Annotated in this window: 12 protein-coding genes and 1 pseudogene; 8 read left to right on the plus strand and 5 right to left on the minus strand. The window is 65.9% G+C overall.

Annotation, left to right across the window (positions count from 1 at the left end):
• The 3 genes from ACZ5ON_RS00005 to ACZ5ON_RS00015 all read right to left on the minus strand — a co-directional run.
• Nucleotides 1-728: transposase (locus ACZ5ON_RS00005; protein WP_465582197.1), on the minus strand; the 728-nt coding region annotated here is incomplete at its 3' end.
• A 318-nt stretch (nucleotides 729-1,046) separates the two neighbouring features.
• Entirely contained in the window at nucleotides 1,047-2,384 is a 1,338-nt protein-coding gene (locus ACZ5ON_RS00010; RefSeq protein WP_465582200.1) for a beta-propeller fold lactonase family protein, read from the minus strand.
• A gap of 584 nt (nucleotides 2,385-2,968) precedes the next feature.
• Nucleotides 2,969-3,223 carry a phage terminase small subunit gene (locus ACZ5ON_RS00015; protein WP_465582203.1) on the minus strand — a complete coding sequence of 85 codons (255 nt, stop codon included), beginning with the start codon at nucleotides 3,221-3,223 and terminating at the stop codon, nucleotides 2,969-2,971.
• 49 nt (nucleotides 3,224-3,272) lie between these two features.
• Here ACZ5ON_RS00015 and ACZ5ON_RS00020 point away from each other — a divergent pair, with 49 nt between their 5' ends.
• Complete coding sequence (locus tag ACZ5ON_RS00020) at nucleotides 3,273-3,467, plus strand: hypothetical protein (RefSeq protein WP_465582206.1); 195 nt, start codon at nucleotides 3,273-3,275, stop codon at nucleotides 3,465-3,467.
• Nucleotides 3,468-3,506: 39 nt separating this feature from the next.
• Here the strand turns inward: ACZ5ON_RS00020 and ACZ5ON_RS00025 are convergent.
• Nucleotides 3,507-3,851: pseudogene (locus tag ACZ5ON_RS00025) on the minus strand (DNA methyltransferase); the annotation flags it as partial.
• 718 nt (nucleotides 3,852-4,569) lie between these two features.
• On the opposite strand from ACZ5ON_RS00025, the gene ACZ5ON_RS00030 reads away from it, so the two are divergent.
• The 5 genes from ACZ5ON_RS00030 to ACZ5ON_RS00050 all read left to right on the plus strand — a co-directional run bounded on the left by ACZ5ON_RS00030 (nucleotide 4,570) and on the right by ACZ5ON_RS00050 (nucleotide 9,515).
• Complete coding sequence (locus ACZ5ON_RS00030) at nucleotides 4,570-5,970, plus strand: YVTN family beta-propeller repeat protein (protein WP_465582209.1); 1,401 nt, start codon at nucleotides 4,570-4,572, stop codon at nucleotides 5,968-5,970.
• A gap of 199 nt (nucleotides 5,971-6,169) precedes the next feature.
• The gene (locus ACZ5ON_RS00035) at nucleotides 6,170-7,153 is read left to right on the plus strand and encodes a TgpA N-terminal domain-containing protein (protein ID WP_465582213.1); all 984 of its coding nucleotides are present in this window, start codon (nucleotides 6,170-6,172) and stop codon (nucleotides 7,151-7,153) included.
• A gap of 158 nt (nucleotides 7,154-7,311) precedes the next feature.
• On the plus strand, nucleotides 7,312-8,625 hold the full coding sequence (locus tag ACZ5ON_RS00040) for a hypothetical protein (protein WP_465582215.1): 1,314 nt from the start codon (nucleotides 7,312-7,314) through the stop codon (nucleotides 8,623-8,625).
• A 320-nt stretch (nucleotides 8,626-8,945) separates the two neighbouring features.
• On the plus strand, nucleotides 8,946-9,200 hold the full coding sequence (locus tag ACZ5ON_RS00045) for a hypothetical protein (RefSeq protein WP_465582220.1): 255 nt from the start codon (nucleotides 8,946-8,948) through the stop codon (nucleotides 9,198-9,200).
• A gap of 90 nt (nucleotides 9,201-9,290) precedes the next feature.
• Nucleotides 9,291-9,515 (plus strand): DUF397 domain-containing protein, encoded by a 225-nt coding sequence (locus tag ACZ5ON_RS00050; RefSeq protein WP_465582223.1) that lies wholly within the window; start codon nucleotides 9,291-9,293, stop codon nucleotides 9,513-9,515.
• A gap of 323 nt (nucleotides 9,516-9,838) precedes the next feature.
• Here the strand turns inward: ACZ5ON_RS00050 and ACZ5ON_RS00055 are convergent, their stop codons facing one another.
• Nucleotides 9,839-9,967, minus strand: a complete 129-nt coding sequence (locus tag ACZ5ON_RS00055) for a hypothetical protein (RefSeq protein WP_465582226.1) — start codon at nucleotides 9,965-9,967, stop codon at nucleotides 9,839-9,841.
• Nucleotides 9,968-10,636: 669 nt separating this feature from the next.
• On the opposite strand from ACZ5ON_RS00055, the gene ACZ5ON_RS00060 reads away from it, so the two are divergent.
• Entirely contained in the window at nucleotides 10,637-10,921 is a 285-nt protein-coding gene (locus ACZ5ON_RS00060; RefSeq protein WP_465582229.1) for a hypothetical protein, read from the plus strand.
• 96 nt (nucleotides 10,922-11,017) lie between these two features.
• Nucleotides 11,018-11,341: a divalent-cation tolerance protein CutA gene (gene cutA, locus ACZ5ON_RS00065; RefSeq protein ID WP_465582233.1), complete on the plus strand. Its 324-nt coding sequence runs from the start codon at nucleotides 11,018-11,020 to the stop codon at nucleotides 11,339-11,341.
• Nucleotides 11,342-11,365 lie beyond the last annotated feature (24 nt).

The raw sequence follows: 11,365 nt of genomic DNA on the forward strand, positions 1-11,365 counted from the left end.
CCCTTCGGACCGGAGCGGGCAGGCCCGGCGTCGCGGAGCATCACGCGGTCCGAGCGCAGTCTGCCGACCAGCACGACCGGCAGGTCCGCCAGGGCATGGGAGAGGTAGGCGACGTCGTAGCCGGAGTCCATGACGACCCAGATCTCCGGATCGCCATCGTGCCACTGCCCGGCCTGCACCAACCTGGCTACCACGTCGCGGAGTTGGTCGACGGTGACCGTGGTCGCGTCGTACGCCCGCCCCAGGCGCACGGCGTCCAGCAGGGCGGTCCAGGAGGTCCGGCCGGTCTCCAGGGCCGCGACGAAGGAGTACGGCCAGCCGGGCACGAACTGGTCCTTGCTGCGGTCCCCGCGCCCGTAGACGTGGCAGAACAGCCGGTCGTCGCTGGTGGGGGCGTCGGGCCGGAGCCAGTTGCTCACGTCAACGGCCAGCACGATCCGCCCATCGGCCGCGCGGGGCAGCGGCAGGTCGGCCAGGGTGCGGCGCAGGCGGGCGGGCTCGCACCAACCCCGGTCCAGCGCGGCGTACAGGGCTCCGTGCCCGCGCCGGTGCTCGAGGGCCAGCGACAGTTCGACCAGCGTCTTCACCGGCCCGTCCGTACACAGCACCGCGTCGGTGAGCTCGAAGAGCGCGTCCTGGCGGGCGTAAATGCAGTCGTAGAACTCGACCCGAAAGCGGGACAAGACATCCAATGCCGCACTTTCGGGCGCATCCACCCGGAGACTCATAGGCAGCGGCCGTTCTCTCGTGCTTCGTGACCAGACATCTCGAAGCGTGGAGAACGGCCGCCTCCGCTGTCCCGGGAAGAACCGCAGATCAGCAGGTCGGGTGACCCGCGGGGTTAAACGCCAAGCTTAGTACTCGAGTGTGACTTTGCGATCTCGCACATCCCCCTCGGCGTAGATCACAACGTGGGTGCGAGGCAACTGCGGCCGAGGCTGCCCGGCGGCTGGCGCCGGCCCGCCGTTCCAGGGGACAGCGCGGGCCTCCTCGGTTCGGAGTCCCGCGCTGTCGTCGCCGTCGTGGTGGGCTAGGTGCTGGTTCCCTCAGTGGTGGTGGTCGCAGTGCGGCCACCAGTGGCCGTGGTCGCAGTGGTGCCATCCCGAGCCGCGAACGACCGTGGTGGGGTCGGTGGCGGTGTGCGTGGCGGTGTCGCCGCCTCCGGTGACGGTGGCGGTATTGATGACGTGCGGTGCGGCGGAGCCCAGGGCGCGGACGGTCAGTGAGATGGGCGGGTAGCTACTCCCGTTGGCCAGGACGTCGCTGCGGGTGCAGGTCAGGCTGGACAAGGTGCAGGTCCATCCGGGACCGCTGATGCTGAGGGCGGTGAGTCCTCTCGGAAGCGTGTCGTGGACGGTGACTCTGGTGCCGTCGGTGGGGCCAGTGCCGTTGTTGCCGACGGTGATGGTGTAGGTGCCCGGCCTTCCTACCGCGAAGTTCCCGGTGTGGCTCTTGGTGATGGTCAAGGAAGGCACCAGGCTGACCGGGCTGATCGCGACACCGAACGGGCCGGTGACGGGGATGCTGGTGGTGACGGTGTTGGTGCTGGTGTCGATCACCGACACACTGTTCGAGGAGAAGTTGGTGACGTAGACATGCTTGCCGTCGGGGTTCATCCCGAGCTTGTAGGGGCTGGTCCCAACGGTGATGGTGGTGGTGACGGTGTTGCTGGTGGTGTCGATCACCGACACGGTGCCATCGGCGACGTTGCCGACGTAGAGCTGGTGGCCGTCCGGGGTGATCGCGTTGCCGTACGGGCTGTTGCCGACGGAGATCGGGGGGCCCACCACGGTGTTGGTGCTGGTGTCGATCACCGACACGGTGTTCGTGGCGAAGTCGTCGACGTAGGCGTGAAGGCCGTCCGGGGTGATCGTGATACCCGATGGCGCTACGAAGCCGGTGATGGTGGCGGTGATGGTGTTGCTGCTGGTGTCGACCACCTGCACCTGGCCGAGCCCGAGTTCGGTGACGTAGACGTGCGCGCCGTCCGGGGTGACCGCGAGGAACCGCGGATCGCTGCCGGTGGGAAGGGGGATGTCGGCGGTGACGGTGTTGGTGGTGGTGTCGATCACCGACAGGTCGTTCGTGAAGGAGGCGACGTAGACGTGCAGGCCGTCCGGGGTGATCGCCAAAGCCTGCGGGTCGTCACCGACGGGCAGCGGGATGGTGGTGGTGACGGTGTTGGTGGCGGTGTTGATCACCGACACGTTGTGCGAGTTGCGGTTGGCGACGTAGACGTGCTGGCCGTCCGGGGTGACCTTGACGTCCGACGGGGTGGTGCCGACGGGGATGCTCGTGGTGACGGTGTTGGTGGCGGTATCGAACACCGCCACCGTGTTGGTACCGATGCTGTCGACGTAGCCCTGCTGGCCCGTAGCGGCCATCGCAGGGGACGAAGCCAGCACCGGCAAGGCCAACCCGGCCGTCAGGACCAGTCCCGCCGCCAAGGCCCGCACCCGTGCCCACGGCCTGTGCCGAGGCCCACTGCTTTCGGCCTCCGGGCCGCACCGTGCGGACTCACCCGCGAAGTCGTGTTGACCGGCCAGACGCATCGCTCTCTCCTTGCAACCGGCGCCACGGTCCCGCGCCCCAACAGCGAGCTGCAAGGTCTGGGATCAGCAAAACCGTGAGCAGTGAAGAATCAGGGACAAGCGATGTATACGACGCATTGACGAAGAGTCAGCATGACACGCCCCCACTACGGCCGAAGGGGGGGATCACTCCTGAATTCAAGAGCGAGTGTCCGATCAGATCCGACGCGCACCGGCCAAGGGCCGAGCGCGCTCGAAACGCGCGGTTCACCCTGCGTCGGCCAGTCACCGGGTCGAGCTGGTAAGCCCGGACGATGAAGGCGGCCATCCCGTCATCGATGACCAGGGGCTGACCCTGGACGTCACCGGGTCCGTGGGACAGGTAGGCCTCGATCCAATCGATCGCGGTGAACCCCAGCGAGACGAACGCTTTCGGCTCAGCCTTCCGCCTGGCCATCGACGACCTTCAACACCCGGTCCCGCCGGGACGACGCCGCCCGGCTCTGCGCGGCCGGCCGACGCTCCGTGGCGTCCTCGGCCTCGGCCACCGTCCACCGCAGCCGGGCCCGGTCCACCGCGGTCGCGCCGAGCGCGGCCTCGTTCTTCGGCTCCTGCCAGTACTGCTTGACCAGTTGGGCCAGCATGTGAAGCCGCTGCCAGTCCGTGACCAGGAAGGTCGCGGCCTGCGGCACTCGCCAAGAAGACCGGCGCGACTGTGTCAACCGAAGAGACGGAGATTGGATGAAGTACGTCGGACCCGTGATCTTTGCTCTGCTGACCGGCGCGGTGGGGGTCATCCTGCTCTTCAACCCCCGTGGCATGGCGGACAGGTTCTTCAACCGTGTCTCTCCAGGGAGACGGGTTACCACTTGGCCCGGAGGTGTCACGTTGCTGATCATCTCGGCAATTTTTTGGGTGGGGATGCTGTCGAGTTGAGAGCGGGCCGCCACCGGGGCAGGTGGCGGCCCCGCTGGTCTACGAGGCTGCGGCGAGCCGTTCGCGGGCGATTGCCGCGTAGGTCTGGGTGATCTCGCAGCCGATGAACTGGCGCCCTTCGGTGAGGGCGGCGACGCCGGTGGTGCCGGATCCGGCGAACGGGTCGAGCACGGTGCCGCCGGGCGGGACGATGCGTACGAGTTCGCGCATGAGGTGGAGCGGCTTCTGGGTGATGTGCCGCCGTTCGGGTCCTCGAGGTTGCGAGCCTTCGAAGTGGCCGGGCAGGTAGACCGGGTTGTTCTCCGTGCTCATGGGGCCGTTGCTGCCCCAGACGATGAACTTGCAGTCCTGCTTGAGCCCGCCCTTCTGCGGGCGGGCGATGGGCGGCGGATGAGGGCGTCGCGGGTCTGTTCGGCAGCGGGAGTGATGCGGGTGCGCTGGGTGGAGACTTCGGCGATGGCTCGATCGAGCATGGGCAGGTAGTACGGGTCGAGCGGTGCCCGGGTGCCGAGGGCGCTGTAGGGCGACAGCGCGCTGTACGCCTCCTCGCGCATGGCGTCCCATGGCGGTGTGATCGGCGGCCTGGGCGTGGCGGCCGGTGCGGGCTCCGAGGGTGATCCGGTCGGGCTGCATGCCGGTGCTGAAAATACGCTGGACGGCGGAGCGCTGGTGGCCGTCCAGCGTGGTGGACAGCACGCCGTTGGCGAGGAAGGTGCCGGGGCCGGCGGTGCTGGTGATGGCGAGGGGGCCGCTCAGCGGGCCGGTATGCCTCCGTGCGGGCTGTTGACCACCAACGGCAGAGATCCCTCCGGGTCGTGCCCCGAGGTGTCGTTGACGCGGTACGCAGTCGGCGGCGATGCCAGCCGTGCTGGATCGAAGCGTGTCGAGGTCACCAGAACCGCCATGCGCTACATACGGTACCAATGGGATCACGCTAAGTGATCTCTGGCTTGTCGCCTCCGCCGTCGATGCGGCTGGCGCAGGCTGCTCCTTACGTGAGGTGGAGGTACCAGTGCTCAGGCAGGGGAGACAGCAGACCGGCTCGCATCGCGATGCGGGGCCCGAGGAGGCACATCGACCGCGGCCATGGACCTGGGCGTGGGTGCGGATCAGCATGGCGGGGCTGGCCGTGCTGGCGGGAGTGGCCTTGCCGGCCGCCGTCTCGTCCCCGGCCTGGGCCGCGCCAGGCCCGAACGCGTACGTCGCCAACTTCGAGTCGAACAGCGTGTCGGTGATCAATACCGGCACCAACACGGTCATCGCCACCGTCGGCGTCGGCAGCTCCCCCTTCGGTGTAGCGGTCACCCCGGACGGGATGCACGTCTACGTCGCCGACTTCGGATCGAACAATGTGTCGGTGATCGACAGCACCACCAACACGGTCATCGCCACCGTCGGAGTCGGTGGCGGGCCTAGGGGTGTCGCGGTCACCCCGGACGGCGCGCACGTCTACGTCGCCAACCAGAGCGACAACACGGTGTCGGTGATCGAGACCGCTTCCAACACGGTCATCGCCACCGTCGGCGTCGGCGCCGCCCCGACCGGCGTCGCGGTCACCCCGGACGGCGCGCACGTCTACGTCACCAACGCGCAGTCGAACACGGTATCGGTGATCGAGACCGCCACCAATACGGTCATCGCCACCGTCGGCGTCGGCGCCAACCCGGAGGGTGTCGCGGTCACCCCGGACGGCGCGCACGTCTACGTTACCGACGCAGGCTCAACCGTCGTCTCGGTGATCGAAACCGCCACCAACACGGTCATCGCCACCATTGGCGTCGGCACCAGCCCGGCTGGCGTGGCCATCACTCCGGACGGCGCGCACGCCTACGTCAGCAACGAGGGTTCGAACACCGTGTCGGTGATCGAGACCGCCACCAACACGGTCATCGCCACCGTCGGCGTCGGTGCCAATCCGCTGGGCGTCGCGGTCACCCCGGACGGCGCGCACGTCTACGTAACCAATGTGAGCTCGAACAGCGTGTCGGTGATCGAGACCGCTTCCAACACGGTCACCGCCACCGTCGGCGTCGGCGTCAGCCCGACCGGTGTCGCGGTCAACCCGATCAGCCTGGCGCCTTCCTTGACCATCACCAAGACCCACACCGGGAACTTCGTGGTGGGAAGGCCGGGCACCTACACCATCACCGTCGGCAACAACGGGTCTGGCCCCACCGACGGCACCAGAGTCACCGTCCACGACACGCTTCCGAGGGGACTCACCGCCCTCAGCATCAGCGGTTCCGGATGGACCTGCACCTTGTCCAGCCTGACCTGCACCCGCAGCGACGTCCTGGCCAACGGGAGTAGCTACCCGCCCATCTCACTGACCGTCCGCGCCCTGGGCTCCGCCGCACCGCACGTCATCAATACCGCCACCGTCACCGGAGGCGGCGACACCGCCACGCACACCGCCACCGACCCCACCACGGTCGTTCGCGGCTCGGGATGGCACCACTGCGACCACGGCCACTGGTGGCCGTACTGCGATCACCACCACTGAGGGAACCAGCACCTAGCCCACCACGACGGCGACGACAGCGCGGGACTCCGAACCGAGGAGGCCCGCGCTGTCCCCGTGGAACGGCGGGCCGGCGTCAGCCGCCGGGCAGCGCCTGGGCCGCCCCGCACACCCACCGCCAATCGGGCGTATCTGAAATTCGTAGGTATGCGCCTGAATCGGTTGGTGTATCTCGTGAACCATGACAGACCCCGAAAAACCCACCGAGGCGCGGGTTACTTGGCAAGGGCTGCTGGCTGGCGCAGCCGCCGCGCTCACACTGATTGCTGTACTGATCTATTTCGCAGGTGGGGTGGCGCTTGCTGCTCGGATGCAAGCAAGTGGCTTCTGGTGGGGGCTGGTGATCAGCCAGATGCCACGTGAGGTGTTGCAGGAGATCGCGGTTTCATCGGTCCTTCTGCCCGCTGTGCTCTTCGCCGGGCTTGGCTACCTGCTCCCGCAGACTCTCTTGGCGGGGAAGCAGGGGAAGCTGCACCAGAAACTCAGGGCGTTCTACGACCAGTTCCCCAGACTTGCCTTTCTCCTGCTGGCCATGGTGCTCACAGTGCCCGGCATCGTCTCCTGGCGCCTCCACCACGGTCACGCGCCCCATGTGTGGGTGCTCACCGTAGCGGCGATCGTCTTCGTCGCGTACGCGGTCGTGCTCGGCGCCGCAGTTCGGTGGATGTGGCGCTACCGGGAGAAGCATCGCGGTGTCTGGATTGCGGCGCTCACTGCCGCAATAGTGCTGGTGGCTGTGCCCGGAGCGGTGGTTGGAGCCGCGAGCCTCCCCCTGCTTTACGCCCGAGTCTGCGGGACAGGTTATGAGGTGGATGCCCGTTACATTGGCGCGGCCAGCGACTGGACCTACTTGGGGGGGGTACTACGTCAACGGCGAGGGACAGGTGACCGGCACGGTGCTGACACTGGTCCCGACCAGCCGGGTCGACGCAGTCGTTGTCGCCAAGACTCCGCACAACTGCACCCCGGCCACAGGAAAGCTCGGCACCAGCTCCGCCCGGTCCTGAGCCACCGCCAGGTTCGATACCCAGTAGGGCCTTGCGCAAGATCGCCAGGGGTCACTCGGGCATGCGATGGGTGCCAGACTGCAGCCATGTCGAACGAGGATCTTGATCCGGGCTGTCAGTGGGCACAAGATCCAGGCAATGGTGAAGATCCGCGCTGAGTTCGGAGTCGGTATCCATGACGGACCCCACCTGCTCGGGTGGCGCTACGAGAAGGGTGTGAAGCCGGGCGAGGTCGGACGCCCGTTGCCGCCGACTGGCAACGCCCGTTCGCCCGTCCCGGGTAGCAGGCGCCTGAACGACGTGTATTACTGGCGGCATGGCCGCTCAGGATTCGTCACAGAGCCTTCCGTCGGAAGGGGAGAAGCGACTTCGGAGCAATAAGTTAAGAAGTTGGCTCACGCCGACTTTGATGACTTTGGGCCTGGTGGTCAATGGTGCCGTGCTCGGCTCGCTTGGATTCGGCGTCGTGAGTGAGGCGCTGACTTATGCTGGCCGCCTGAGCGGCTTTATCGCGCTTGCCGTCGCTTTGATCTCATTCGTGGCCGCACTTGCGGTGGTGGACTACTGGCGAGAGAAGAACATCAGGATATCGGGCATTGTTGTTCTGCTTGGCGCCATGACGGTGCTGATTACCAACCTGGCATTGTTGGCAGTACAGGCGGAGGGGCACGAGCTCACGCCTTATCTGATCGTCTGGGCCGGCTTGACGGCCTGGTCGGTGTGGGCTTTGTGGATACTGCTGCACTGCAAGAAGGTGTGGAAGGACATCAGGGCCCCTCGAACGTTCGCGATCGGCGTTCTGGCGACGACACTTATCGCCATTGGAAATTTCGCATATTCGGAGATCTATAAGCCCTACGCCGAACCTGTCCTCGTTACGGTCGATGCCGAATTTGAGAAGCCGGTTGGAAGCTCGGCAACCGGCGGTACTGCAGTTCCGTTGCGGCTGACTGTGAAAAATGATGGGAAGATTGGCATGTATTTCGTTCACAGCCTCTTCGTCGTGTGGGGAGAGACTGTGCAGCCGAGTGGGCGCGAGCGGCTTGGGGCTGATTGGAAGAGGGATGCCGAGAATGGTGAAGCAGATTTCATGAAAAACTTTGACAGTCGCCAGAGACACTTGATCGATTCAGGTGTCTTTGCTTCCGCTGGTCGATGGATCGAAGCTGGGCAGACTGCCGTCACGAAACAGATTATCCAGTTGCCGAAATCGTATCCGTATCAGGTTCTGGCGGCCGAAGCGCAAGTATTCATGATCAGAAGGGATCGCGTGACGCTCGGGGTCATCGGGGCTCCGCAAATATCCTGGGATAGAAAGACTCTTCAGCATCAAAGGAGCGCTCCCGCATGGGTGTCCAACGACCCTGGGAGGGACTTTATTCGACAGGATATCAATTTCAAGGAGAGTAACTCGCTGTTGGCATCAACAAGGAAGCCCAAGCATGTGACTACCTGGATGGTGATGCCTGATCCAGAGCATTATCCTTACGTTGCGACGACCGTGGCCTCGGAAGGCGAGGAGGGTGTCAATCCGCAAAGCAAGGCAAACATGCTCAGCACTCGCTATGGCTTCACCTCGGCGGGTAGCGGGGTGGCCGAGGTGCCGGTGGGATCGGCCGCGAGCCCATGAGGCCATCCTGGTCAAGTACGGCCGAGAGCACGATGTCGGCTGTCTCGACTGCGAGTTCGCCTGCCCAGTGGGTGCGTTCGATGGCCAGCACGGTTGATCCCAGCGGGACGCCGAGCTGGCCGGCCTCCGCTTCGAGCACGGGCCGGGCCGTGACGTCCTCGGCCACCCTGGTGGCCGAGGATTCCGCACGTACGTGCCCGATCCCGGGCGCCCTTCGATCAGGCATTCATTGGTCAGCACCCGCAGGGCCTGCCGAACCGGTTGCTCGGAAAGGTCGTGAAGTCCGCCCCCGCAGTCGAAGTGACCTCGCGGGCTTCACCATGCTCAGTGACGGCGCCATGCGGCTGGTCGAGCGGTTCCATCTCGCCAACTGGGGCCAGGCGTTGAAGCGCGAACACGGGCCCATCGCTCTGATCCGGGAAGTCCGAGCCGCTGAACTCGGTGACGCCGAAGTCCGGCGCTGGCCCCGAGGCAAGGCCCACGACGACACCCGGCCGAAGATCGCGCCAACGCTGCCGTTCACACGTTCGCTCTCCGCCCACGATCTGCGGCCAGGGCGCGGTCACTCCGGGTGAGCCAGCCCGCTGGAGTACGCCGACGCGCAGACCGGGCCCTGCCGGGTGACGCTGGCACAAAGCAGGGGGCAACTGGAAGGAACAGCAACGATGACTAACGAGCACGACCTTTACGCAGTGGACCTGTCCAAGGTCCACTGGAAGAAGAGCAGCAAGAGCGCTACCGCACCTTATTCCGTGGAGGTCGCGTTCTTCGGGGATGACGCGGTCGCTGTGCGCGACTCGAAGGACCAGAAGCGTCCGCCGCTCCGCTTCACCAAGGCCGAGTGGATTGCCTTCACACATGGTGTGCGTAGTGGCGAGTTCGACCGGTAGTCCTGGCTGCCACGAAGCATAGGTGCCATTGGGGCCTCGGCTTGTCCGGGGCCCCATCTGGTGCTGTCCGTGCCCCGAGCGGTGCCCGATCGAGCGGGGAGCCACGGGGGAATCTCGGCCTCGGAGGCAATTCGGACCGCATCAGGCCAAAGGCGTAAGATCACCGCGCTTCTCAAGCGGTACAGGTCGCTGAAGCGTTAGAGGTAGACGGCGTGCTGCAGCCGTGCCAGATCGCGCGGTACATGACGGTCGCTCAGGGGTGTTGAGAGGTAGAGGCTTGTGACTGGCCCAAGGTGGGAGAGGCCGAGGTCAGTCGGGGTGCCTCACGTCCGCATGGACTGAATCATCTGCGCGACATCGCCATCTGCCGGCACGCCCCCAGCGGGGTGCGCCAGGCGCTCAAGGGCGAGCAGCGGATGACCGCCCGCGTTCTGCCCCGACAGCACGGTCACACGAAGAACGATGCAGCGCGCTGTCCCGGCGTCCACGAGCGTGGTCCATTGCCGGGTCACCCCGGCCGCCTGACCCGCCTGCACGGCCCGGGGCGGAGAGGACCGCACCCGCCGCCCCGAGCGAGCGACCAACCAGCACTGAGTAAGGGAACCCCTTGGCATCGTGCCAGGGGTGCGACCGAGCCGGCATGGGTCGTCTGACTGACAATCAATAACTCGTCGAATACGTGCTGTTGAGGATCTGATCCAACTGCGCGGGTGACGGGCCGCCAAGCGTCTCGCCGACCTCGCGCAGGGTTCGACCCACCCGGAGCCGGGCGGCTCCGCCGTCGTATCAACCTCGTCGTGGGCAGTGTAGGCAGTCTCTTCTGTGGCTTCAGCTCCGCAAGTGGGACTGTTTGGGGCATTTCAGTCCCGGGGTGGGGCTTTAAGGGGGAGGATCATATTCCGCTCAAATTTGCTGCACATCGGAATCATTCGTGTGAATATGTTTCATCAGGGCAAGGGCGGCACTCCGACAGGCAGAAGTTGTAGCGGGAGCGCGCGAATAGCGGGCGACCTCGTTCACCTCTTCCGGTCGTAGGCGGCGCAGTTCAGGGCGTTGTGGGAGAGTTGAGCCCCTGTGGTGCCCCGGCTTCCGAGGGGGAGGGCAAGAGTGGAGAAGGTGGAATGATCACCATCGGTTTTGCGATCCTGCAGTTACTGACTTTCGTGGCGGTTGCGGCAGCTCCCGTGCGCCACCCCATCGGGCCTCGTGCGCAGTACGTCAGACGATGGGGCATCTCCGTCTCCGTCACCGGAATCCTCGCCTTCCTCGCGGCTCTTGCACTCGACTGCACCGGCGTCGAGACGCTCCTGTGGGTTTCACTCTTCTTCTTCTGGATGGGAACCACCATCCTCATCTTCAGCAAGTGGTGGGCGGTTGCCAGGCAGCCGTCACTGCCGCAGAGGTGACCTCCGCCAGGTTCTGGTCGCAGGTGTGACGGGTCGGGATCATCCGTGCGGTGGACATCCGCAAGGAGACCGTCAGGACGGCCCTAAGCTTCCGGTATGGCGAAGCAGGAGTTCATCGTGGTGACCACCACCCACGACGACGAAGGCAAGGCGCGGGAGTTGGCCGCGAAGGTGGTGCGGGGGCGGCTGGCGGCTTGTGCGCAGGTGTATCCGGTGCGGTCGGTGTACTGGTGGGAGGGGGAGGTGCAGGAATCGGCGGAGTGGCGGGTGGATTTCAAGACTCGGGCGGATCTCGGGGAGCGGCTGGCGGAGTTCATCGGCGAGCAGCATGACTACGAGACGCCGGAGGTCATCGGTGTTCCCGTGGTCACCGGGAGCGAGACGTACCTGGGCTGGGTGGCGGCCGAGACCGCAGGCTGAGCGGAGGCCCACGCCGTCCCCTGA

The organism is Kitasatospora sp. NPDC032150, assembly GCF_055579945.1.